This window comes from Candidatus Izemoplasmatales bacterium, from assembly GCA_041649275.1.
Lineage (GTDB): Bacteria > Bacillota_I > Bacilli_A > Izemoplasmatales > Hujiaoplasmataceae > UBA12489.
Genome location: JBAZNL010000002.1, coordinates 20027 through 43079, shown reverse-complemented (window position 1 = coordinate 43079; position 23053 = coordinate 20027). Strand labels below are relative to the sequence as shown.

The window sequence follows — 23053 nt, the reverse complement described above, 5'->3', positions numbered from 1 at the left end:
CCTAAATGCAAAATTCATCGTTCCGTTTTTCCGAAACTGCTGAGATTCCAAAGCTGCTTGATTTCGTGCGGTTTCAGACGCCTCCAGGCCCCCGGTTTGAGCCCTTCGCAGGTGATCGTGCCGAAGCGTTCGCGACGCAGTTTCAGGACCGGATGCCCTACCGCGGCGAACATCTTCTTCACCTGGTGGTACTTGCCCTCGGTGATCACGATCGATAGATGGCTCGAAGCCCGGTCCTCGTCGTATCGGACGTCGAAGATCTTCGCCGGCGCCGTCTTCGCGCCGTCGATCTCGATTCCGCGGCAGAGTTTCGTCGAGGTCTCCTTGCGGATCAGTCCCTCGACCTTGACGCGGTATTCCTTCTCGACGTGGAAGCGCGGATGGATCAGGGCGTTGTTGAAGTCGCCGTCGTTGGTGAGGAGGAGGACGCCGGTCGTGTCGAAATCGAGGCGTCCGATCGGAAAGATGCGTTCCCTGGCGCCGATGAGATCGACGACGGTCTTCCGCTTCTTGTCGTCGTCGGTCGTCGAGACCACGCCGGGCGGTTTGTAGAGAACGTAATACACCTTCTCCTCGCGGCCGATCACGTCGCCGTCGATCGCGACCTCGTCGGTCGGTTCGACCTGGGTGCCGGGCAGCGTGACGACGACGCCGTTGACGGCGACGCGCCCCGCGGCGATCATTTCTTCGGCCGCCCGTCGCGATGCGACGCCGGCGGCGGCGATGACTTTCTGCAATCGTTCCATGGGGGACCGCCTTTCAATCAAAGCCGGAGATCGTCCGATCCCCGGCGGTTCGTCATTCGGCGACCGAATCGCCGGCCGTCTTGGATCCCGTGACGCGCACGTTCAGGAGCACCGACTTGATCCGGCGCTGCTTGACCTTGAGGACTTCGAAGGTGAGCACCTCGAGGTCCTCGCCGACGAGTTCGGAGAGATCGTTGTAACGCTGGTTCACGGCCAGCGAGAATTCCAGCTTCTCTCCGACCTCCGGGATGTCCTGAAACTGCTCGAAGAGCCAGCCGCCGACCGAGGTCGCCTCGCTTTCGGGAGGCGTTCCAAGCTCGAGGTCCTCGAAGAGGCGCTTGAGGTCGAAGTCGGCGTCGACCACATAGGTGTTCTGGTCGCGCTTGACGACGTTCTTCTCGACGTCGTCGTGCTCGTCGTAGATTTCGCCGACGAGTTCCTCGAGGGCGTCCTCCATCGTCACGATGCCGTCCACCCCGCCGTACTCGTCGACGACGACGGCCATGTGGTTGTTCTCCCCCTGCAGCAGTTCGATGAGCGCGTCGACCTTGGTGGTCGCCGGCACGAAGAGCGGCTTGCGGAGGATCTTCTTGACGTTGAAAGTGCGGTTCTTGATGAGTTTGGTGAAGAAGTCGCGCTCGTAGAGGATGCCGACGATGTTGTCGGAGTTGCCGTCGTAGACCGGCATCCGCGAGAACTTGTGCTTGATGAACATATCGGTGATCTCTTCGACCGTCTTCTCGATGTCGATCGCGACCATGTCGACGCGCGGCGTCATGATCTCTTCGACGGTGATGTCCGAGAGGTCGAGGACGCGCTGCAGCATGTCCGCCTCCTCGCCGTCGATCGAGCCTTCCTCTTCCATCGTGTCGATGATCGTCTCGAGTTCGTCCTCGGTCACCGTCGGCTTCTGCTCGCCGCCGGCGTCGAGGCGCTGGACGACGCGGCTGTTCAGCTTCCGGAAGGGGAAGGTGATCGGCGTCATGACCCGGATCAGGAAATAGAGGAAGCCGCTGATGCGGAGACACATCTTCTCGGGATTCATCTTGGCCGCGCTCTTCGGCAGGATCTCGCCGAAGATCAGGATCATGATCGTCATCGCCGCGGTATTGACGATCGAGACGACCGTGGTCGCATTCGGCAGCGAGGCGAAGAGCGAGGAGAAGAACACCACCGCGACCGAGGTGTTCGCGATGTTGACGAGGTTGTTGCCGACCAGAAGCGTGGTCAGCGTGCGGTCGAAGTTCTCGGCGATCCAGAGCGCCTTCTTCGAACCGTGCGCGTTCTGGTCGACGAGCGTCTTCAGGCGCACCTTGCCGACGGCGGAGAAGGCCATCTCCGCCATCGAGAAGAACGCTGAAACCGCGAGGAGCGCCAGCATCAACGCCAAAAGGGGCGCATTGAAGACGTCCCAGACGGCGGTGAAGAGGCGCAAGTGCCCGGTACTCAAGCTCGATCAGCTCCTCGGATGGTTATTTGGCGCGGCTGTCGTACTTGCCCGTGAGGGTCGAGACGACGATCTTCTCGCCCTGGTCGATGAAGAGCGGGACGTTCAGCTTGAGTCCCGTGTTCGTCAGGGCTTCCTTCTGCGCGTTGGATGCGGTGTTGCCGCGGGCGGCACCGGCGCATTCGACGACTTCGAGGACGACCTTGTCCGGCATCTCGATGCCGAGGACCTCTTCCTCGAACATCATCACCGTGATGTTGACGCCCTCGGTGAGGTAGAGCAGCTCGTTCTGGATCCGATCGGCGTGGATCTCGATCTGCTCGTAGGTGTCGTTGTTCATGAAGACGTGCATGTCGCCCGAGGCGTACAGATACTGCATCTGCGTCTTCGTGACGTTCGCGGTGTCGAGGTTGACGCCGCCGTTGAAGGTCTTGGAGATGACGCCGCCGGTGCGCAGGTTGCGCAGCTTCGTCTGCATCATCGCGCCGGACTTGGCCGTCTTCAGATGCTGGAATTCCAGGACCATGTAGATGTTTCCCTCGAACAGGATGGTCATCCCGTTGCGGAGTTCGTTCGTGTTGATCATGTCTACCCTCCGGAGTGCAAGCGGGGCGTCGCCCCGCGAAAATGACATACGTATTATATTACAAAAATCATTTATTGACAACAGAAATCTCCGGCACTATAATAGGTTGTAGTTTCGCCAGAAGGGAATGGATCCGATGTTTCTCGCCACGTTCTGGGACTGGGCGCTGCCGATTTCGGTCGGTCTGCTCGCCGGTCTGCTCATCGCCACCCGCAAGCAGTACGACTACAAGCGCATCGTCGTCCTCGATCCCGAGGAGTTCCGCAAGAACATGCGCCGCGGTCAGCTCGTCGACCTCCGTCCCGCCGAGGCGTTCGGCGCCCGCCGGATCAACGGCGCGCGCAATTTTCCGAAGCGCGAGGTCTTCTCGCAGCTGTCCAAGCTGCGCACCGACATGCCGGTGTTCGTCTACGACGACCGCCAGGGACCGCTCGTCCGTGCGGTCTCGCGCAAGTTCGTCCGGAAGAACTTCAATCCCGTCTACGTCCTCAAGGGCGGCTTTGCCGCATGGACCTTCGGCGTCAAGGAAGAATAGCCTTCGAACAATAAAGGGATGCGGTTTCACGCCGCATCCCTTTTTTTCATCGTGTTCCGAGCCTTCCTTCGAGGTGGTCGAGGACCCGGGCGACGCATTCCTCGAAGCGGTCCGGGTCGACCGTGAACCAGGTCGCATTCATCCGGTTCCGAAACCACGTCATCTGCCGCTTGGCGTACTGGCGGGTATGGACCTTGATCGCTTCGACGGCCTGCGGAAGCGACAGCGCACCATCGAAATGGGCGAAGAGTTCGCGGTAGCCGATCGCGGCCGCGGCCTGCCCGCGGATTCCGCGGTCATAGAGCCGTCGCGCCTCCTCGACGAGGCCGCCTGCGACCATCGCGTCGACCCGCGCCGATATTCTTGCGGAAAGCGCCGGGCGATCCATCGTCAGACCGACGACGACGAGGTCCGGATAGTACGGGTTCTTTCCCGAGGTGCGGTCGATTTCTTCTTCGGACGCCGTCGCGGCGATCTCGAGCATCCGGAGGATCCGCCGCCGGTTCTCGGGTTCGATCGTCTCGGCGAGCGCCGGATGGCGCGTCGCGAGCAGCCCGTGGAGTTCGAACGTCGAGAGCGCGTCGTAGAAGCCGTCGGGAGTCCGGTCGCGGCCGACGCCGGCGAAGCGATAGTCGTAAAGCGCCGCCTGGACGTAGAGGCCGGAGCCGCCGACGAGGACGGGCAGTTGTCCGGAGGCTTGCACGGCCGCGATTTCCGCGCGGACGAGACGCTGGTAGTCGGCGACCGAGAAGGGCGCGTCCGGCTCGAGGATGTCGATCAGGCGATGGACGATCCCGCCGCGCTCGGCGACGGGCGTCTTGGCGGTGCCGACGTCCATCCCGCGGTAGAACTGATATGCGTCGCCGGAGACGACTTCGCCGCCGAAACGACGCGCGATCGCGATCCCGAGGGCGGACTTCCCGACCGCGGTCGGGCCGACGACAGCGACGACCGGCACCGTCAGGGAATCCGCTTGAACCATTTCTCGATCTCCCGGACGCCGATCCTGACGATGATCGGACGCCCGTGGGGGCAGGTGTAGGGATGTTCGCACTTCGCGAGTTCCGAGAGCAGCGTCCGGACTTCGCCTTCGTTGATGTACCGGTTCGCCTTGATCGAACGCTTGCAGGCGAGCGACTTCGCGAGTTCGTCGCGGACCGCCGCCGTCGAAAGCGTCCGCTCCGAATGGATCGTCGCGAGGATCGTCTCGACGTATTCGGCTTCCATGCCGCGGGGGAACCAGGCCGGGACGCGGGTCACGGCGGTCGATGAGTCTGAACCGACGTCGACCGTCACGCCGAGCGCGGCGAGTTCGGCGGATACCGCCGTCGCGGCGATCCCGTCGGCGTTCGAGAGACCGAGGTCGATCGGGATCAGGACCTCGTAGACGGCCGCAAGCGGCGCCCCCATGCTCCGGGCGTAGCGTTCATAGCGGATCCGCTCGGCGGCGGCGTGCTGGTCGACGAGGTGGAGTCCCTCGGCGTTCTGGAAGAGCAGGTAGGTGCCCGCGAACTGACCGATGTAGTCGAAGACGGGGAATGAGGCGTCGACGGGCGCTTCATAGATGACGGCGGGTTCTGCGACCGCGGGCGTCTCCGGTTCGGAATCGCCGAGGGCGAAGGACGGCTGGAAGACCTCCTTCGGGGTCTCCTCGGGACGCGTCGCCGGGAGAATGACGCGGACGTCGCGGAGCGCCGCCGCGACGCTCGCCTCGACGAGCCGCCAGAGTTCCGCCTCCTCCGAGAACTTGACCTCGAGTTTGGTGGGGTGGACGTTGACGTCGAGAAGCGAGGGATCGGCGGCGATGTCGAGCGTGGCGATCGGATACCGTCCGTGCGGGAGCGACTGGCCGTAACCGTCGATGATCGCCTGGACGGCGCGCTGGCTGCGCACCACGCGCCCGTTGACCGAGATCGTGACGTAGGCGCGGGAGGCGCGGTGGACGAGCGGTTCGGCGAGAAGTCCGCTCACGCGATAGTCGCGGCCGCGACCGGCGTAGGGGCGCATCGCCTTCGCGACGCCGACGCCGTAGACGGCGGCGAGGGTTTCGACGGCGTCGCCGTTTCCACGGGTACGCAGAAGCGTCCGGCCGTCGTTCTCGAGCGAAAACGCCACGTCCGGGCGGGTGATCGCGTACTTGTCGACGAGCTCGACGATGAAGGCGAGTTCAGCCTCGGGCGACTTCACGAATTTGAGGCGGGCGGGGGTGTTGAAGAACAGACGCGAGACGGTCACGACGGTGCCTTTCGCGGCGGCCGAGACCTCATCCGCGACGAGCCGTCCTTCCTTCCAGGCGACCTTCCGGCCGGCGGCGTCGCCCATCGAAGTGACGAGTTCCACCGCGGCGACGGCGGCGATCGAAGGCAGGGCCTCGCCGCGGAACCCGAGGGTGGCGATCCGGAAGAGGTCGCGCTCGGTCCTGATCTTGGAGGTGGCGTGACGTTCGAAGGCGAGGGCGGCGTCCGCGGCATCCATGCCGCACCCGTCGTCCTCGACGCGGATCTGCGCGAGGCCGGCTTCGCGGAGCGAGACGCCGATGCGCCGGGATCCGGCATCCAGGGCGTTCTCGACGAGTTCCTTGACGACGTTGCCGACGCGTTCGACGACCTCGCCGGCGGCGATCATGTTGGACAGATGCGGATCGAGACGGACGATCTGGCCCATGGGCGGCCTCCTTTCGTGACGTTATCTTTTGCGGTTGAGCTCGGCGACGACGTCGGCGAGGATGTTCATCGCCTTGAGCGGCGTCAGTTCGTTCACGTCGAGCGCCTTGAGCTGCTCGACGATCGGGTCGTACTCGGCGGGAATCGACGCGTCCGCCTCCGCGGCGGCCTCGAAGTTGAAGAGGGTCGTGTCCTGCGGCTTGATCACGTTCGTGCCGTGGTTCTTCTCGAGTTCGAGCAGGATCGCGTCGGCGCGGGCGACGACCGCCGCCGGCAGTTTCGCCAGCCGGGCGACGTGGATCCCGTAAGACCGGTCGGTGGGTCCGTCTTCGACCTTGTGGAGGAAGACGATGCCGCCCTTCTCCTCGCGGGCGAGGACGTGGACGTTGTGGAGCGCCTTCAGATCGTCCTCGAGGTAGGTGAGTTCATGGTAGTGGGTGGCGAAGAGGATCTTGGCCTTGAGACGGTGATGGGCGTATTCGATGATCGCCTGCGCGAGCGCCATGCCGTCATAGGTGGCGGTGCCGCGCCCGATCTCGTCGAAGAGGACGAGGGAGCGTTCGGTGGCGTTCTGGAGGGCGAAGTTGACCTCGAGCATCTCGACCATGAAGGTCGATTTCCCGCCGGTCAGGTCGTCGGCGGCGCCGATGCGGGTGAAGATCTGGTCGAACAGCGGCAGCCGCGCCGAATCGCACGGCAGGAAGCATCCCATCTGCATCATCACGACCATCACCGCGAACTGCCGCATGTACGTCGACTTGCCCGACATGTTCGGTCCGGTGATGAGCAGGATCGAGGTCTTCTCGCCCATGACGACGTCGTTCTTGACGAAGCGCTCGTCGACGAGCGTCTTTTCGACCACGGGATGGCGTCCGCCGAGGATCTCGACGCCGCGGCCCTCGACGATGACGGGCCGGACGTAGCCGTTTTCCGCGGAGACGGCAGCGAACGAAAGCACCATGTCGATCTCGGCGACGGCGCGTGCCAGCGCCTGAAGTCCCTCGGTCTTTGCCTTGGCGGCGTCGCGGAGGGCGACGAAGAGGTCGTACTCGAGCCTGACGGCGTCCTCCTCGGAGCCGACGATGAGCGCTTCCTTCTCGCGCAGTTCGGGCGTCACGTAACGCTCGGAGTTGGCGAGCGTCTGCTTGCGCTCGTAGCCGAACTCGTCCCTGACGAGGTCGAGCTGGCCCTTGGTGATCTCGATGTAGTAGCCGAAGACGCGGTTGTAGCCGACGCGCAGCTTCCTGATGCCGGTGCGCTCGCGCTCGTTCTTCTCGAACTCGGACAGCCAGTCGCGGCCGCCGACGGCGTCGCCGCGGAGACGGTCGAGGTCGGCGGAGTAGCCGGGACGGATGATGCCGCCCTCGCGGACCGAGAGCGGCGGGTTTTCGACGATTGCGGTCTCGATCGCGTCGGCGAGCTCCTGGAGCGTCTCCGTGCCGGCCACGATCTCGCGGGCGTAGGCGTTGTCGAGGCGTTCCATCGCCGTCCTGATCGACGGCATCGCCCGAAGCGAGCGGGCGAGGTTGACGAGGTCCTTGGCGTTGGCGGTTCCGAACGAGAGGCGGCCGACGATGCGCTCGAGGTCGTAGACTTCCGCGAGGCTGCCGCCGAGCTCGTCGCGCACGACGAAATCGTCGTTGAGCGCCTCGATGAGCGAGAAGCGGTTCTCGATCCGCCTGCGGTCGACGAGCGGTCGCAGGATCGTCTGCTTGAGGAAGCGCGACCCGAGCGCGGTGCGGCAGCGGTCGAGGAGCCAGAAGAGCGACCCGCGGCGGTTCATGTAGCGCGCCGTCTCGACGAGTTCGAGGTTGCGCTTGGAGTTGGCGTCGATGCGGAGGTAGGAGGTCGCCTCGAAGCGCTGCAGCTTCTGCAGGTGGAGCAGTTCCGTCTTCTGGGTGCGGACCATGTAGTTGACGAGGCGCCCGAAGGTCTCGAGCGATTCCTTGTCGTAGATTTCGCCGGCCAGTCCGCGGTAGAGCGCAGGGAGGTCGACGTCGTCGGAGACCGTCACCGTGAGCGGATGTTCGGAGAACTGGCGGCGCAGGAGGCGTTGGCTGAACTTCGAGCCGACGACGATCTCGCGCACCTGCAGGTTCACGAGCTCGTTCCCCATCAGGTCGGCGTCGCGCGGCGTCGTCACGAGGCAGTTCTGGCCCGTCGAAAGGTCGGCGTAGGCGATCGTGAACCCGGCCTTCGACTCGGTCACGGAGGCGATGTAGTTGTTCGACTTCTCGTCGAGCGAAGCGGGACCGACGATCGTTCCGGGGGTCACGAGCTTGATCACGTCGCGCTTGACGAGACCCTTGGCGAGCGCGGGATCCTCGAGCTGTTCGACGACGCAGACCTTGAAGCCCTTCTCGACGAGACGCTCGATGTAGACGTCGACGGCGTGGAAGGGAACGCCGCACATCGGCACCCGCTCCTCCTGGCCGGCGTCGCGTCCCGTCAGGACGATTTCGAGTTCCTTCGCCGCAATCGCGGCATCGCCGAAGAACATCTCGTAGAAGTCCCCAAGTCGAAAAAAGACTATAAAGTCCATATAGTCTTTTTTGATATCGAGATATTGTTGCATCATGGGGGTGAAGCCGTTCTTGTTCGTTTCCATGGAGTGTCACCCCGCCTTGGCGTAGGGATCAGAAGAGGCTTTGGAGGAACGGCGGAAGGTTGCCCGGATCGATGGCGTAGTAATACAGCGCGACGTATCCGGCGAATCCGAGGATCGCGGCGCCGAGAACGCTCGCGAAGACGATCCAGAACGTCTTCTGACGGCGCCTCTTGTTGTACTTGCGGATGATCTGGTTGATCTTCTCGTCGAGCAGGCCGCGTTCCTCGTCGGAGAAGTCGTAGGCTTCGGGTCCGGAGAGGGGGACCGGCTTGCGGGCGGGTTCGGGTTCCTTCGCCGGTTCGGGCTTGGGCTCCTCGCGGACGGGTTCGGGTTCCGGCTTCGGTTCCTCGCGGACGGGCTCCGGTTCGGGCTTCGGCGCAGGCTCGGGTTCCGGCACGGGCTTTGGCGCGGGTTCGGGTTCCGGCACGGGCCCGGGTGCGGGTTTGGCTTCGGCGACGGGCTCGGGCTTCTTCTCCTCGGCGGGCGCGGGTTCGGGCTGGCGCATCGGCGCCGGCGCCTCGACCTCTTCTTCCTGGACGACGGCGGGTTCGGGCTTCGGTTCGGGTGCGGCTTCGGGCTTCGGTTCGGATTTGACCGGGGCGACGTAGCCTTCGACCGGGATGTCCTGATCGTTCTGGACGAAATCGATTCCGTCGATCACGACGGCGTCGATGTCGGCGGACAGCGGGACCTGGTAGTTGTGGGCGTCGCGCGCCACCTCGACGTGGTAGAGGTTGAGCGAGAAGACGAGGAATTCGACCATGTCGCTCTTCTTCAGGTCGATGGAGATGCTGAAGCCCTTCTCCTTGGCGTAGATCTCGAGTTCGAGGACCGACTTGCCGTTGATCAGGTCGATTTCGGCCTGCGACAGGCGGAACCGCTTGGCGAGGATGTCGACCAGCTGGAACTTGTTGATGCGGCGGGGGATCTTGACGCCGTACTTCTCGCCGATGCCGCGGAGGTCGCCGAGCGTGCACGAATGCACCAGGACGTCCTTGAGGATGCCGAGGTTGACGCCGTCGAGATATCCGGCGGGTTCATAGAACAGGACGCCGAACTTCGCGATGAAGTCGCGGTACCCGATCTTCTCGAAGTCGACGGCGTATTTGTATTTCAGCTTGTCGAGGTCGTTCAGGAAGGCGTCCCGGATGCCGTAGAGCTCGCGGTTCAGGAACAGGAGGTCGAAGAAGATCTCCTTGTATCGCGCGGCGTCGAAGTCGAGACCGTAGTCCTCGATCAGCTTCTCAAGCAGATAGAGCGAATACTCGTGGTATCCGCGCAGACGGTATTTGACCTCGTCCGTATAGGTCTGGTAGAGCTGCGTCTGGAAGACCTTCGGATAGATCGTGTCCTTGAGCACGAACCGGTGCACGTAGAACGGCACGCGGATCTTGTGCGCCATGAGCAGGGCGGCGAGATCCTCCGCCGGTATGACGGAGAGCGTCTTCGAATAAGCGAAATAATCTTCGTTCGACTTGAATTTGGCCACGTTGTCACCCTCGGAATGCGTCTTAATATAATAGTACTCTACTTTTCAGGCGAAATCAAGCAGTCAAGCCGAAAAAAAGTCGGCAGTTGGGCGATTTCCAAGCATTTCGTCCGCGGTTTCCGGAATCCGCTTCGGTCATTGTGCGACGCCCTCGTTCAGGATCGCCGCGACTTCCTGCGCGACATCGTCGAGTTCCTCCACGAGCGCGAGATATTCGGCGACCAACGGTTCGTCGACGAGCGCCGAAAGCATCGCCTCGTGCTCGATCCGAAGGGCTTCAGCACGTTTCGAACGACCCGCCGAAATGGCGTTCACGAGTTGCTTCTGATGATCCAGAATAGCGCCGTATCTCGCCATCGCACGAGCATCCGAAGAAAGTGCCGCCGCGATCTCCCGGAGCCGCTTGACGAGGTCTGAAGCGCGGATCATCGCGACCAGCCGCTCACCTGTCATGGCCGATCGCCTCGCCTTCGAGACTCCAGGTCTTCGCGTCGGTGACGCGGACGTCGACGATCGACCCGATCCACGCGTCGGGGCCTTCGAAATGCAGGATCTTGTTGTGTTCGGTATATCCCGAGAGCAGTTTCCGTCCCGTCGGCGAACGGCCGTCGACGAGCACCCGCACGATCCGGCCGATGAAGCGGCGGTTGCCGGCGAGGAAGCCCTCGTTCACCTTCCGGTTCAGCGTCTGCAGGCGAGCGTCCTTGACGGCGCGGGGCGTATCGTCGGGATAGGTCGCAGCCGGCGTGCCGGTCCGGGGCGAAAAGACGAAAGTGTAGGCGCCTTCGAAGCCGGCGGCGTCGACGAGGTCGAGCGTCGCTTGGAAATCCTCCTCGGTTTCGCCCGGGAAGCCGACGATGAGGTCGGTCGTGACGGACACGTCGGGGATCGAAGCGCGCAGTTTTCGCACGAGCGACAGATAGTCGGCCGACAGATACTTGCGGTTCATCGCCTTCAAGATCCGGTCGGAGCCGGACTGGACCGGGAGATGGACGTACGGCATCAGGTTGCCGCCGCGGGCGAGGGATGAGACGAGGTCGTCGGAGAAATCCTTGGGATGCGAGGTGGTGAAACGTACGCGGTCCACCGGGAGAAGCCGTACGGCGTCGAGCAGGTCGGAGAAACGGTAGGTCCGATCCTGGAAGTCGAGGCCGTAGGAGTTGACGTTCTGGCCGAGGAGGGTGACTTCACGGACGCCTTCGGCCGCCAGCGCGGCGATCTCGGCGAGGATGTCCTCGGGCCGGCGGCTGCGCTCACGGCCGCGGGTGTAGGGGACGATGCAGTAGGTGCAGAACTCGTCGCACCCGTACATGATGCTGACCCAGGCGCGCGGTCCAGCGATGCGTCGTCGCGGCACGTTCTCGACGATGCCGCCTTCCTCGGAGCGGACGTCGACGACGCGGACGCCCTCGTCGGCGCGCCGGAGCATCCCCGGAAGTTCATGCAGGTTGTGGGTGCCGAAGACGACGTCGACCTGGTCGTATTTCTTCAGAATCCGTTCGACGACGGCCTCCTCCTGGGGCATGCAGCCGCCGACGGCGATCTTCATTCCGGGGCGCGTCAGCTTGTATCCCTTGATGCGTCCGAGTTCACCGAAGACCTTGTTTTCGGCGTTTTCGCGGATCGCGCAGGTGTTGAAGACGATCAGGTCGGCCTCGGCGGACGAAGCGGCGGGTTCGTAGCCGCAGGCCAGAAGCAGGCCGGCGATGCGTTCAGTGTCGGCCTCGTTCGCCTGGCAGCCGTAGGTCTCGATCGCAAAGGTGCGTCCCGCCGCGAAGCCGGAAAGGCCTTCCGGCAGGGTGAACGCCGAAAACGCGGAAGCGGTCTGGGACCGTTTCCGCGCGAGGGCGAGGCTGGGTTTTCGAAGCTCGTTCTTGAGCAAGGGGTAGACCTCCCGTCGGGTCATTCGGCGATGCGGACGCTTTCGATCCGCTTCTGCTGCAGATCGAGGAAGACGGCATTGAACTGGAGCGGTCCGTTGAGTTCGGGGACGACGGTCTCGGGGACGCCGGACAGGAACTTGCGGATGCCCTGGACGGCCTGCCCTCCGATCACGCCGTAGCGCACGCCGGTCATGCCGACGTCGGTGACGTAAAGCGTCCCCTTCGGCAGGCGACCCGCATCGGCCGTCGGAACATGGGTGTGGGTGCCGATGAGGGCGTCGACGCGACCGTCGAGATAGAGGCTCATCGCGATCTTCTCGCTCGTCGCCTCGGCGTGGAAGTCGACGATCCAGTAGTCGCTCTTCACGGACGAAAGGATCTCGTCGATGCGGACGAAGGGATTGTCGATCTGGTCGCGCATGAAGACGCGGCCGAGGAGGTTGACGACGGTGACCTTCTTGCCGTTAAAGTCGACCGTGAGGTACTCGCGGCCGGCGGCGCTCCGGCCGTAGTTGGCGGGACGGACGATGTTCGGCAGTTTCAGGACCTCGGCGGAGTCGCGCCGTGTGAAGGCGTGGTTGCCGAGGGTGACGACGTTCACGCCCGCGGACATGAGGTCGCGGTAGATGTCGGCGGTGATGCCGTTGCCGTCGGCGATGTTCTCGCCGTTCACGACCACGAACTGCGGCTTGTACTCGTTCTTGACGGTTTCGTAGTATTTGGCGAAGGCCTTGCGGCCGGGCGCCATGTAGACGTCGCCGACGAACAGGATTCTCATGAATGGAAGCTCCCTCTAGAATGCGAGCCTCCCTGGATAGGAAGGCTCGGGTGGATTATTTCGCGACTTCTTGGGCGCGGGTCTCGCGGATGACGGTGATCTTGATCGTCCCCGGATAGCTCATCTTTTCTTCGATCTGCTGACGGATCTCGCGGGCGACGGCGAAGGTACGGGCGTCGTCGACTTCGCTCGGCTTGACGATGACGCGGACTTCGCGTCCAGCCTGGATGGCGAACGACTGGTCGACTCCCTTGACGCCGTTGGAGATCTCCTCGAGCTGGGTCAGGCGCTTGATGTAGTTCTCGAGCGATTCGCTGCGGGCGCCCGGACGGGCGGCCGAGAGCGCGTCGGCGGCGGCGACGAGGACGCCGATGACGGTCTTCGCCTCGGTGTCGCCGTGATGGCTGGAGATTGCGTCGACGACGGCGGGATTTTCGCGATAGCGGGTGGCCAGGGTGACGCCAATGTCGACGTGGGAACCTTCGACTTCGTGGTCCACGGCCTTGCCGATGTCGTGCAGAAGACCGGCGCGCTTGGCGAGGATTTCGTTCTCGCCGACTTCGACGGCGAGCTTGCCGGCGAGGAAGGCGGTCTCGATCGAATGGCGGAGGGCGTTCTGCCCGTACGAGGTGCGGAAATGCAGGCGGCCGAGCAGCTTGACGATGTCCGGATGGACCTTGCCGACGCCGGTTTCGAAGACGGCCTTGTCGCCCATGTCGCGGATGAACTGGTCGACCTCGACGCGGGTCTTCTCGACGATCTCCTCGATGCGGGCGGGATGGATGCGGCCGTCCTGGATGAGGGTTTCGATCGTCTTCTTGGCGATTTCGCGGCGGATCGGGTCAAATCCGGAGAGGACGACGGCCTCGGGCGTGTCGTCGATGATGAGGTCGACGCCGGTCATGGCCTCGATGGTGCGGATGTTGCGGCCTTCGCGGCCGATGATGCGGCCTTTCATCTCGTCGCTCGGGAGGTTCACGACGGAGACGGTGGTCTCGGTGGTGACGTCCTGGGCGTATTTCTGAATGGCGTTCGCGATGATGTTCTTGGCCGTCTTGGCGGCTTCCTCGCGCGCGGTATCCTCGGCGTCGCGGATATAGCGGCCGATCTCGTCGGCCATCTGGGCCTCGACGCGTTCCATGATGATCAGTTTGGCTTGTTCTTCGCTCAAATTGGCGATTTCAAACAGTTTGGTGTTCTGTTGCTGGATGATGCTTTCCAGGCGGGCGTTCTTGTCCTCGAGAGCGGCTTTCTTCTCGTCGATGGCTTCTTCCTTGCGATCCAGGTTCAGTTCACGCTTGTCCAGGTTGGCGGAACGGCGTTCGAGCAGATCATCGCGTTGATTGAGTTTGTTTTCAATCTCGGCGATCGCCGTTTTCTTCTCCCTGATGACCTTATCGTTTTCCGAATTGAGATTGTAGATTTCCTGTTTCGCTTCAAGAAGCTTCTCTTTTTTCAGTTTTTCCGCTTGCACGACGGCTTCGTCGACGATTTTCTTCGCCTTTTCGCGGGTGGTCTGGAATCCTTTTTCCACGACCGTGACGCGATAGATGAAACCGGCGATGCCGCCGAGGATGAGACCGACCACACCGGAAATAAGGACAATTGCGAAATCAGGCATGTCTTTACCTCCATGATGTAGTTTTTTTCTTGCCTTGAGACCGTTATATCATCGGGTCGACCGCGGCATCCCACACGCTGCGGTCCGATCCATCAATATACCCATCGTGATGCATTTACTCTCTATATTATAGTATAAACCGACTTCATAGTCAAAAATTATTTACCGCGCGTGACGAAAACGGAAGGGGACGACCCGCAAAAAAAACCCGCGGACGGGTTTTTTCGAAAACGTCATTCCTGCGACTTGCTGGTGGCGGTCGGCTTGTACTTGGAGCGTACGATCGCGGCGATCTCGTCCATCACGGCGGGGTTCTCCTCGAGATAGCGTTTTACGTTCTCGCGGCCCTGCCCGATCTTCTGGTCGTTGTAGGCGAACCAGGATCCGCTTTTCTTGATCACGTCGAGGTCGACGCCGAGGTCGACGACCTCGCCCGACCGGGAGATGCCCTTGCCGAAGATGAGGTCGATCTCGGCCGTCTTGAACGGCGCCGCGACCTTGTTCTTGACGACCTTGACGCGTGCCTGGTTGCCGATGATGTCGTTGCCTTCCTTGATCTGCTCGCCGCGGCGGATGTCGAGGCGCACGGAGGCGTAGAACTTGAGGGCACGGCCGCCCGGAGTGGTCTCCGGATTGCCGAACATGATGCCGACCTTCTCGCGGATCTGGTTGATGAAGATGGCGATGCAGTTCGATTTGGAGAGGACCCCCGAGAGTTTGCGCATCGCCTGGGACATCAGGCGGGCCTGCAGACCGACGTGGGAATCGCCCATTTCGCCGCGGATCTCGGCTTCCGGCACGAGCGCTGCCACCGAGTCGACGACGAGGATGTCGACGGCGCCGCTGCGCACGAGCGCCTCGGCGATCTCGAGTCCCTGTTCGCCGGTGTCCGGCTGGGAGAGGATGAGCGAATCGATGTCGACGCCGAGCGCCTTGGCGTAGACCGGATCGAGCGCATGTTCGGCGTCGATGAAGGCGGCATAGCCGCCGCTTTTCTGGACTTCCGCGATCGCATGGAGCGCGAACGTCGTCTTGCCCGTCGATTCCGGACCGAAGATCTCGACGATGCGACCCTTGGGGTAGCCGCCCACGCCGAGCGCGGCGTCGAGCTTGATCGAACCGGTGGAGACCGTTTCGACCTGCATGTTCTGCTGCTCCTCGCCGAGGATCATGACGGCGCCTTTGCCGTATTCCTTCTCGATCTCCTTGAGCGCGATTTCAAGACTCTTCTTGCGTTTTTCGTCAGCCATGGCAGATTCCTCCCGTCGAATGGTCAATCAAGATGATACGCCGCTTCCGGTCCTTTTCTTCTCAGACCGAGGCGAAAATCGATTTGCGGTTTTTCCAGAAATAGTCGGCGCCGGAGACGATGGTGAGCAGGAGCGCCGCGGCCATCAGGACGATGCCGACGACGTCGAGCGCTGGATGCAGTTGCCACGGCAGGACGAGGAAGTAGTAGCCGGTCGCGGCCATCGTGACGGCGGTCTTGGCCTTGCCGAGCTTCGAGGCGGCGATGATCGTGCCTTCGCCGACGGCGACGAGCCGGATCGAGGTCACGATCAACTCGCGGGCGAGGACGATGAGGGGAGCCCAGAACGGCATCCACAGTCCCGGGAGGATGTTCCGCGCATCGACGTCGGCGAGGATCACGAGGGCCGTCATCACGAGAAGCTTGTCGGCGAGCGGATCCATGAACTTGCCGAAGGTGGTGACGATGTTGCGCTTGCGCGCGATCGCGCCGTCGAGATAGTCGGTGAAGGAAGCGAGAAGGTAGATGGTTCCCATCGCGAGATAGGCAGGCACGCCATGTGCGCCCCAGATGACGTAGACGGCGATCAGAAGCGGGACCATGACGATGCGTGCCATCGTCAGTTTGTTCGGCAGATTCATCCTATGCACCTCGCGAGAATTATATCACAGATCGGTCGATTTTCATCTGAAATCGATCCAAAAAATGAAAAAAGCAGACCCTAAAGGGTCTGCGAATCTTCATTCCTCTTCCGGAGGAAGTTTGATGTTGGTATAGACGTCCTGGACGTCGTCGAGTTCGTCGGTCATGTCGCGGAACCGGTAGAACTTGCCCAGATCCTCGTCGTCGAGTTCGATCAGCTCGTTGGGAAGGTAGGTGACCTTCTCCTCGAAGACGTCGCAGTCCGGTTTCGCCTTCAGGAGGGCTTCCTTGATCGCGTCGAGGTCGGTCGGTTCGCCGATCACGGTCACGGCTTCGTCCTCGGTCCGGATGTCGCGGATCTCGATGCCGGCGTCCATCACCGCTTCAAGCGCCTCGTCCTCGGTGATGCCGTCGGCCATCACGAGGGCGACGTACTGGTAGTTGTGGATGACGCTGCCGGCGACGCCGATCTTGGCGCCGGTCTTCGTGAAGATCGAGCGGACGTCGCCGAACGTGCGGTTGACGTTGTCGGTCATGCACTCGACGATGATCGTGGCACCGCCCCAGCCGAAGCCTTCGTAGCGGATCGGCGTGTAGTCTTCGCCGCCGGATCCCTTCGCCTTCTCGATGTTGCGCTTGATGACGTCGGCGGGGACCTGCGCGGCTTTTGCCTTCTCGATCGCCTTCTTCAGGGCGAGGTTGCTGTCCGGCTCGGGGATGCCGTTCTTGGCGGCCATGTAGATCTCCTTGCCGAAACGCGAATACAGCTTGCTCTTGATGGCGGCGGTGCGCGCCATCGCTTCCTTTCTCACTTCATGGGCTCTTCCCATCGGTTCATACCTTCGATTTCATCGGATTTTTCCGTCTGCACGGAAATGGGGGGGAGGCTATTTGAGGATGGTTGCGTCCGGACGCAGTTCGACGCGTCCCTCGCGGTAGAGGGTTCCGAGCGCGCGCTTGAAGGCGCTCTTGCTCATATGGAACGCGGCCTGGATCTCCTCGGGTGCGGACGCGTCGGTAAAGCGCATGCGTCCGGCGTGGTTTTCGAGATAGCGGAGGATGGCGTCGGCGTCCGGCTGCAGCATCATCTCTTTCTGCTGGATGAGCGTGCCGACGGCCTCTCCGTCGGGATTGATCTTGAGGATGCGAACGTTGACAGTCTCGCCGAGACGGTACTTCCGCCGCATGTTGTTCTCGTGGACGAAGATCTCGTGCCCTTGTTCGGTGACGAGGATCAAGCCGTCGACGATGAAATGGGAGACGATCGCGTCGGTCGCGGTATCTCCCTCGAGCGGACGGTCCGGTCGGAGAACCGTCGGGGGAACCTTGCGTCCGACGACCTTCGCGAAGAGGAGACCCTTCTTCGCCTTGACCGTACAGAACAGCCTGTCGCCCACGACCGGCCAGTAGTTGGTCGACAGCGGCAGGTCGTCCTTGGACAACAACAGGTCCTTGGCGATCCCGTTCGCGAGGAAGACGCCGAACTCGTGGTTGACCGAGACGACTTCGAGGAAGGCGGCCGTCGTGGTCGTGGCGTACGGACGTGCGGTGGTGGCCGCGATCCTGCCCTGACTGTCGGCGTAGAGGAAGACTTCGACCTCGTCGCCGACCGCATAGGAGCGGTCCGCTTCCTTCTTGTGCAGGAAGACCTCTTCATCGCCGTCGGCGAGCATCCAGGCGAGATCGGTCTCGCGCAGGATCCTGAGACGGTTGTAGTTGCCGAGTTCCATGGACATCCCTCCTAGAGGATCCGGATCGGCGCGTTCAGGACGCGCGATCCGATCCGTCGTCCGCGGGGGTTCCCCAAGGGGACGAGCGCGAACGATAGCGGAAACGGGTGCGGAATCCGGTCGTGGGACGCGACGGTCGAAGGAGGTTCCTCGGTCGCCAGATACTCCCGGAGGATGCCGCGGGCGGGTAGGAGGATGCCGTCATGGCGGCGATTCGCATCGACGTCGCGGCGGCCGGACGAACATTCGTCCGACAGAAAACCGAAACGCGCCACGTCCGAAAAGACGGGGCGTTCCGCACCGCCGTCGGTCGTACCGATCGCCGCTAGCGGCCGATCGACCCAATACTGCCTGGATTCCGCGTATGTCATGGTTTCCATCTCGCACCTAAAAAAACATTCCGTTGAACGCTACCGTCATTATACCAAAAAATCGCCGGCATGTCCATCGAATCCGGCCTTCAAACGGGCGTTCCGTGACGATTCTCGAATCGATTTGCACCTTTCACCGAATCTCCACAAACGGCACACCGAAAATCCATGGATCGGCGGTAGAATGGTGGTGTTCCGTGAGAACGGACGGATCGTTTCTTCATTTCTTCTTTTCCCCGCGTTCCCCCCGCGGGGACCTCCTGACTCTCCTGTTCCATCCAATAGATAGAAAATGCCCCGGTTCGGTCGACCGGGGCATTTTCTTCATCACCAGGTGCGGGTGCGCTTCTCCTCGTTGAGGATCGGCGCCGATTCCTCGCGGAAACGGGCGATGTAGTTGCGGAGCGTGAAGTTGTCGTATACCCATCCCTTGCGGCAGGCGGGGAGCACGTAGCTCGAGAAGAGGTCGAGGAGTTCGCGCGACTCGTAGGCCTGGATCGCGAACACGACGGCGTGCGCGCGGTCGACGACGACGTATTGCTTGAACATTCCAGCCATGCGGAAGTCGCCGAAGTCGTTGATCCAGAACTGATAGCCGTACCCGTAGCGGTCGCGCGGACCGAGCGCTTCGCCGGAAGGAATCTGGAACGACGTGGCCGCCCTCACGTATTCCGCGGAGACGATCCGGTCGCCGCGCCAGACGCCGTCGTTCAGAAGCAGGTGTCCGAATTTGGCGAGCGAGATCGCGTCGAGGGCGAGGCCGGTCGCGCCGGCGTTGTAGCGTCCGATCGTCTTCCATGCGGGTCGCGGGATCTCGAGCTTGTCCCAAAGGAGGTCGCCGAGGAAGTCGTTCACGGTCTTTCCGGTGACCGCGGTGACGATCGCGGACAGGAGGAATGAGGACGCGTTGTCGTAGAAGAATTGCGTTCCGGGAGCGTCGACGACGGGCAGCTGGAAGAACTCGGCGACGGGGTCGGCGGCCTTCCAGATCCGCTCGAGGCCCTCTTCGGCGTGCCCCGAGGTCATCGTGAGCAGATGCCGTACGGTCATCGTCGCGTGGACCGGAAGGTGTCCGACCTCCGGGAAGAAACGCAGGATCGGATCGTCGATCGAGAGCAGGCCGCGGTCGGCGAGGATCCCGACGGCGATCGAAACGAACGATTTGGAACAGGAATACGTCTCTTCGACGACGCCCGGCCCGAAACCCCTGGCGTAGGCGTCGAAGACCTTGTTGCCGTCCTTCACGAACACGATCGCGTGGACGTCGAGCCGATCGTCGCGGATCTTGTCGAAGAGGTCGACGAGCAGGCCCTTCTCGACGTTGGCCTCGCGGCATGAAGCCTTTTCGAAATCCTGATGGGGATAGTTCATGGAAATCCTCCTTCGAAACGCTTTGACATATTGTAGCATCCGCCCCGAACCGCCGCAAGCGGCGGAACGATTTTCGCGAAAAAAGACGCTCAGGGCGTCTTTCTCGTCATCTTCGCGCGGTACCGCTCCTCTTCCGAGAAGATGCATCCGCAGTACTTCTGCATGTAGATCGGGAGGGTGCGGGCGATTCGCTGTCCCTCGCGGAAATAGGGTCGGAAATCGACGTAGTGGAACGGGATCCCGACTTCCGCCGCGATTCTCTCCGCCACCGCCTTCAGCGTTTCGTGCTTCTGGTAGGGGGAAATCAGGAGCGTCGTCGAAAACGCTTCGTAACCGCCTTCTCTGGCGGCTTCCGCCGTTTTCCTAAGACGTTCCTCATAACAGCCGGCGCAGCGGTTCTCGAGATCCGCCATCGCCCGCTCGACGAACGGCCGCAGTCCGTAGAAATCGTTCTGGACGACCGGCATCCCGATCGATTCGGCGTAGGCGAGCAGCGAATCGCGCCGCGCGACGTACTCGGTGTACGGGTGGATGTTGGGGTTGTACCAGTAGGCGGTGACGTCGACGCCGGCATCGCGCAGCGTCTTCACCGCCATCACGCTGCACGGGGCGCAGCAGACGTGGAGCAAGAGTCTCATCATGACCTCCTAGAGCAGCAGCAGTTTGGCGATGGCTTCCCGGTGGTTCAGCCGCGCCGCGGCGTCGAGGAGCGCGCGTCCGGCCTTGGGGTCGACCTGGACGCCGAATCCGCCCTCGAGGAGCAACAGCCCCTTCTCGTAGAGCGCGTCGGCGTTCGTGGCGTCGGCGGCGGCGCGGTCGAGCCATTCCTTCGCAAGCGGAAAGTCGCGCTCGCGGAGCAGGCGGTAGAGTTCGGTCATCGCCCGCGTGAGTCCGTCCTCGGCGGCCGCCTCGAACCAGTAGCGGGCGCGGCGCGGCGCGGCGGGCGTCCCCATGCCGTCGCGGTGGATGAGTCCGAGTTCGTAACGGGCGAAGGCGCCGTTGGCGGCGTTGTGGGCCGGATCCTCGAGGTATTCGACGAACAGGCGGCGGCACTCCGCCCATTGCGGCTCCGCCTTCTTCGCGTTCTTCTGCCGTCCCGGCAGTTCCTCGAAGATCATCGAAGCGTACTTGTACTTCGCGCCGAGGCTGCCGCCGGCGATCGCGCGCCGGAAACTCTTCTCGGCCTCGTCGAAGTCCCTGTCGCAGCCGATCCCCTTGTCGTGGAAGATGCCGAGCCAGTAGTGCGCCTGGACCGAGCCGTTCTTCGCGGCCGTCTCCATGTGGTTGAAGGCGAGCTGGGGAGATGCGCCTTCGACCTGCCCGCGATAGTTGAGGAGGCCGAGGTTCATCGTCGCCTCTGGTTCCTGGAGGCGGGCGGCCTCCATGTACCACTTCTTCGCCGACTCGAAGTCGACGGGACCGCCGAGCCCGAGCCGATCGGCGTCGCCGAGACGCGTCATCGCGAGTGGGTGACGTTCCCGCGCCGCGTCCTGAAGGAGCCGTCGCGCCTGTTCCGCGTCGGTCTTGACGCCCTGTCCGTAGAGCAGCGAGACGCCATAGCCGTACTTTCCGACGGGATCGTCGCGATCGCAAAGCGCGCGATAGTAGGCGGCCGACTTGTCGTAATCGATCTTGCAGACGGAGGTGCCGTCGTGGTAGGCGGCCGCGATCGTACGTAGACTCGGCAGATCTCCGGCCTTGGCGAGCAGTTCGCGGTAGTAGAACACCATCTCGTCGAGGTGGGTGCGGGATTTCTTGCGCAGCGCCGGATGCTTGCCGGCGAGATAGTATTCCTCGAGCGTCCGCATGGCGTCGACGCTGCCGCCCGTCGCGCCCTTGTCGAGCCATCCGACGGCTTCGTCCGGCGATTTGCGGAAAGCAGATTCGCTCATCAGGATCAGGCCGAGCTGGCAACAGCCCAGCGCGTCGTTCTGGTCGGCGGCCTTGCGGAACCATTCCTTCGCCTTGCCGGCATCCTTCTTCGTGCCGTTGCCGTTCCGGTAGCACAGTCCGACCGCGTCGAAGGCCTCGATGTCGGAAAGCTTGGCGGCGCCGAGATACATCTTGAACGCCTTCGCCTTGTTCTTCCGGACGCCGACGCCCTTCTCGTAGCGGCGAGCGAGCGCGAGGAAGGCGGGCGCATGCAGGAACGCCTTCGCCTTCTCGTAGTTGAGGAGGGCGGCCTTGTCGTCGCCCTTGGCGGCGAAGTACTGCCCGAGGTTGAAATACCCGACGGGATTGTCGAGGTCGGCCGCCTGTTTGTAGTAGGTGTAGGCGAGTTCGCGGTTGACGGGACGGCCGATGCCGTAGAAATAGGCGTCGCCGGTATCGTTCAGGACCTTCGGATTGCTGTTGTCGGCCATGTCAATACCCCCGCAGCGCGACCAGTTCGGCCGCCGCTTCGGCGCTTCCCGCCTGCGCCGCCTTCGCATACCAGGACGCGGCCGAAAGCGCCGAGGAGCGGACGCCGTCGCCGGCTTCGTATTTCCGTCCGAGCGAAAGCATCGAGACGGGATCCAGCATCGCCGCACCGCGCTGGGCGTATTCGAACGCGACCTTGGCGTCCTGCTTCATCCCGCGTCCGCTTTCGGCGGCTTCCTGGAGGAGCCTGACGGAAGCGGCGTCGTTCTCCGCGGCGGCGATCAGGAGGTACGGGATCGCCCGTTCCGGGCGGTCGGAGCGGAACAGTTCGCGTCCGATCTGAGCGATGTCGGCCGTCGAACGGGCGTCGGTCTTGCTTTTCGTGCCGATCAGCCGGAACTGGTTCATCGCGTCTGCGGATCCGAGCGCGAGCGCCTTGTTCAGCCACGAGAACGCCGATTCGGGGCTGCGGGCGACGCCGCGGCCTTCGAGGTAGGCCATGCCGATGCGATAGGTCGCATAGGGGTTCTGCCGCTTCGAAAGTTCGACGTAGATCGCAAGCGCCTTCTGCTCGTTTCTTGCGATCCCCTTGCCGGTCTCGAGGCATTCCGCCTCTTTGAGCGCGGCTTCCGGATCCCCCTTGGCCGATCCGGCGGCATAGTACTCGTAGGCCTTGGCTAGGTCCTTCTCGACGCCGGATCCCTCTTCGTAGCAGCGTCCGCACATGTAGAGGCTGCGCACCTCGAGTTCCATCGCCGAGCGCCGAAAGCAATCGAAGGCGAAGACCGGATCGGGTTTTCCGGCGTGGTTCTCGTAATGGATCATCCCGAGATAGTACAGCGCTTCGGGGTCGTTCTTCCGGGCGAGCCGGCGCAAAAGGGACAGCGCTTTGTCGTACTGCCTCACCTCGTATGCCTTGATCGCTTCCGTAAGGATCGGATCGCGTTCCATCGGATCACCGCCTTCCACATCG

The 23053-nt window shown here is 62.8% G+C and carries 21 protein-coding genes; 1 reads left to right on the top strand and 20 read right to left on the bottom strand.

Translation table 11 applies throughout. The annotated features are described in order from the left end of the window. Window positions 1–14: 14 nt before the first annotated feature. Genes WC509_02930 through efp form a run of 3 tightly spaced genes read right to left on the bottom strand, consistent with a single transcriptional unit; the run spans window position 15 to window position 2779 of the window. On the bottom strand, window positions 15–746 hold the full coding sequence (locus WC509_02930) for a pseudouridine synthase (protein MFA5006406.1): 732 nt from the start codon (window positions 744–746) through the stop codon (window positions 15–17). A gap of 52 nt (window positions 747–798) precedes the next feature. Next, entirely contained in the window at window positions 799–2196 is a 1398-nt protein-coding gene (locus WC509_02925; protein ID MFA5006405.1) for a hemolysin family protein, read from the bottom strand. A 22-nt stretch (window positions 2197–2218) separates the two neighbouring features. After that, window positions 2219–2779, bottom strand: coding sequence for an elongation factor P (gene efp, locus WC509_02920; protein MFA5006404.1), 561 nt, complete (start codon window positions 2777–2779; stop codon window positions 2219–2221). A 127-nt stretch (window positions 2780–2906) separates the two neighbouring features. On the opposite strand from efp, the gene WC509_02915 reads away from it, so the two are divergent. Further along, window positions 2907–3314: a rhodanese-like domain-containing protein gene (locus WC509_02915; GenBank protein MFA5006403.1), complete on the top strand. Its 408-nt coding sequence runs from the start codon at window positions 2907–2909 to the stop codon at window positions 3312–3314. A 46-nt stretch (window positions 3315–3360) separates the two neighbouring features. Here WC509_02915 and miaA read toward each other — a convergent pair whose 3' ends face one another. The 17 genes from miaA to WC509_02830 all read right to left on the bottom strand — a co-directional run bounded on the left by miaA (window position 3361) and on the right by WC509_02830 (window position 23031). Then, window positions 3361–4296 (bottom strand): tRNA (adenosine(37)-N6)-dimethylallyltransferase MiaA, encoded by a 936-nt coding sequence (miaA, locus tag WC509_02910; protein ID MFA5006402.1) that lies wholly within the window; start codon window positions 4294–4296, stop codon window positions 3361–3363. After that, window positions 4275–5978, bottom strand: a complete 1704-nt coding sequence (gene mutL, locus WC509_02905) for a DNA mismatch repair endonuclease MutL (protein ID MFA5006401.1) — start codon at window positions 5976–5978, stop codon at window positions 4275–4277. The genes miaA and mutL overlap by 22 nt, the downstream gene beginning before the upstream one ends. Window positions 5979–5999: 21 nt before the next feature. Beyond that, the gene (mutS, locus tag WC509_02900; protein ID MFA5006400.1) at window positions 6000–8585 is read right to left on the bottom strand and encodes a DNA mismatch repair protein MutS; all 2586 of its coding nucleotides are present in this window, start codon (window positions 8583–8585) and stop codon (window positions 6000–6002) included. Between the two features lie 28 nt (window positions 8586–8613). Beyond that, window positions 8614–10074 (bottom strand): hypothetical protein, encoded by a 1461-nt coding sequence (locus WC509_02895; protein ID MFA5006399.1) that lies wholly within the window; start codon window positions 10072–10074, stop codon window positions 8614–8616. Window positions 10075–10209: 135 nt separating this feature from the next. Continuing rightward, on the bottom strand, window positions 10210–10527 hold the full coding sequence (locus tag WC509_02890; GenBank protein MFA5006398.1) for a YlbF family regulator: 318 nt from the start codon (window positions 10525–10527) through the stop codon (window positions 10210–10212). Continuing rightward, on the bottom strand, window positions 10517–11956 hold the full coding sequence (gene miaB, locus WC509_02885; protein ID MFA5006397.1) for a tRNA (N6-isopentenyl adenosine(37)-C2)-methylthiotransferase MiaB: 1440 nt from the start codon (window positions 11954–11956) through the stop codon (window positions 10517–10519). The genes WC509_02890 and miaB overlap by 11 nt, the downstream gene beginning before the upstream one ends. A gap of 20 nt (window positions 11957–11976) precedes the next feature. Further along, on the bottom strand, window positions 11977–12735 hold the full coding sequence (locus tag WC509_02880) for a TIGR00282 family metallophosphoesterase (protein ID MFA5006396.1): 759 nt from the start codon (window positions 12733–12735) through the stop codon (window positions 11977–11979). 55 nt (window positions 12736–12790) lie between these two features. Beyond that, a complete protein-coding gene (gene rny, locus WC509_02875) occupies window positions 12791–14356 on the bottom strand; it encodes a ribonuclease Y (GenBank protein ID MFA5006395.1) in 1566 nt (521 codons plus the stop codon). 233 nt (window positions 14357–14589) lie between these two features. After that, entirely contained in the window at window positions 14590–15606 is a 1017-nt protein-coding gene (gene recA / locus WC509_02870; protein MFA5006394.1) for a recombinase RecA, read from the bottom strand. 61 nt (window positions 15607–15667) lie between these two features. Next, on the bottom strand, window positions 15668–16246 hold the full coding sequence (pgsA, locus tag WC509_02865; GenBank protein ID MFA5006393.1) for a CDP-diacylglycerol--glycerol-3-phosphate 3-phosphatidyltransferase: 579 nt from the start codon (window positions 16244–16246) through the stop codon (window positions 15668–15670). 99 nt (window positions 16247–16345) lie between these two features. Continuing rightward, a complete protein-coding gene (locus tag WC509_02860; protein MFA5006392.1) occupies window positions 16346–17077 on the bottom strand; it encodes a YebC/PmpR family DNA-binding transcriptional regulator in 732 nt (243 codons plus the stop codon). 57 nt (window positions 17078–17134) lie between these two features. After that, entirely contained in the window at window positions 17135–17977 is an 843-nt protein-coding gene (locus WC509_02855; GenBank protein MFA5006391.1) for a S1-like domain-containing RNA-binding protein, read from the bottom strand. Window positions 17978–17988: 11 nt separating this feature from the next. Next, window positions 17989–18348 (bottom strand): hypothetical protein, encoded by a 360-nt coding sequence (locus WC509_02850; protein ID MFA5006390.1) that lies wholly within the window; start codon window positions 18346–18348, stop codon window positions 17989–17991. A gap of 327 nt (window positions 18349–18675) precedes the next feature. Next, the gene (locus tag WC509_02845) at window positions 18676–19719 is read right to left on the bottom strand and encodes a serine hydrolase (GenBank protein ID MFA5006389.1); all 1044 of its coding nucleotides are present in this window, start codon (window positions 19717–19719) and stop codon (window positions 18676–18678) included. 89 nt (window positions 19720–19808) lie between these two features. Then, on the bottom strand, window positions 19809–20357 hold the full coding sequence (locus WC509_02840; protein ID MFA5006388.1) for an epoxyqueuosine reductase QueH: 549 nt from the start codon (window positions 20355–20357) through the stop codon (window positions 19809–19811). 9 nt (window positions 20358–20366) lie between these two features. Continuing rightward, the gene (locus WC509_02835; GenBank protein ID MFA5006387.1) at window positions 20367–22082 is read right to left on the bottom strand and encodes an SEL1-like repeat protein; all 1716 of its coding nucleotides are present in this window, start codon (window positions 22080–22082) and stop codon (window positions 20367–20369) included. A gap of 1 nt (window position 22083) precedes the next feature. Then, the gene (locus WC509_02830; GenBank protein ID MFA5006386.1) at window positions 22084–23031 is read right to left on the bottom strand and encodes a tetratricopeptide repeat protein; all 948 of its coding nucleotides are present in this window, start codon (window positions 23029–23031) and stop codon (window positions 22084–22086) included. Window positions 23032–23053 lie beyond the last annotated feature (22 nt).

Coding starts and splice junctions, on each gene's coding strand:
- rny (MFA5006395.1), bottom strand. CDS start 14,356: ATGCCTGATTTCGCAATTGTCCTTATTTCCGGTGTGGTCGGTCTCATC.
- WC509_02855 (MFA5006391.1), bottom strand. CDS start 17,977: ATGGAACTCGGCAACTACAACCGTCTCAGGATCCTGCGCGAGACCGAT.
- WC509_02915 (MFA5006403.1), top strand. CDS start 2,907: ATGGATCCGATGTTTCTCGCCACGTTCTGGGACTGGGCGCTGCCGATT.
- WC509_02930 (MFA5006406.1), bottom strand. CDS start 746: ATGGAACGATTGCAGAAAGTCATCGCCGCCGCCGGCGTCGCATCGCGA.
- efp (MFA5006404.1), bottom strand. CDS start 2,779: ATGATCAACACGAACGAACTCCGCAACGGGATGACCATCCTGTTCGAG.
- WC509_02850 (MFA5006390.1), bottom strand. CDS start 18,348: ATGACATACGCGGAATCCAGGCAGTATTGGGTCGATCGGCCGCTAGCG.
- miaA (MFA5006402.1), bottom strand. CDS start 4,296: ATGGTTCAAGCGGATTCCCTGACGGTGCCGGTCGTCGCTGTCGTCGGC.
- WC509_02830 (MFA5006386.1), bottom strand. CDS start 23,031: ATGGAACGCGATCCGATCCTTACGGAAGCGATCAAGGCATACGAGGTG.
- WC509_02835 (MFA5006387.1), bottom strand. CDS start 22,082: ATGGCCGACAACAGCAATCCGAAGGTCCTGAACGATACCGGCGACGCC.
- mutL (MFA5006401.1), bottom strand. CDS start 5,978: ATGGGCCAGATCGTCCGTCTCGATCCGCATCTGTCCAACATGATCGCC.
- pgsA (MFA5006393.1), bottom strand. CDS start 16,246: ATGAATCTGCCGAACAAACTGACGATGGCACGCATCGTCATGGTCCCG.
- WC509_02880 (MFA5006396.1), bottom strand. CDS start 12,735: ATGAGAATCCTGTTCGTCGGCGACGTCTACATGGCGCCCGGCCGCAAG.
- recA (MFA5006394.1), bottom strand. CDS start 15,606: ATGGCTGACGAAAAACGCAAGAAGAGTCTTGAAATCGCGCTCAAGGAG.
- mutS (MFA5006400.1), bottom strand. CDS start 8,585: ATGGAAACGAACAAGAACGGCTTCACCCCCATGATGCAACAATATCTC.
- WC509_02890 (MFA5006398.1), bottom strand. CDS start 10,527: ATGACAGGTGAGCGGCTGGTCGCGATGATCCGCGCTTCAGACCTCGTC.
- WC509_02845 (MFA5006389.1), bottom strand. CDS start 19,719: ATGAACTATCCCCATCAGGATTTCGAAAAGGCTTCATGCCGCGAGGCC.
- WC509_02840 (MFA5006388.1), bottom strand. CDS start 20,357: ATGAGACTCTTGCTCCACGTCTGCTGCGCCCCGTGCAGCGTGATGGCG.
- WC509_02860 (MFA5006392.1), bottom strand. CDS start 17,077: ATGGGAAGAGCCCATGAAGTGAGAAAGGAAGCGATGGCGCGCACCGCC.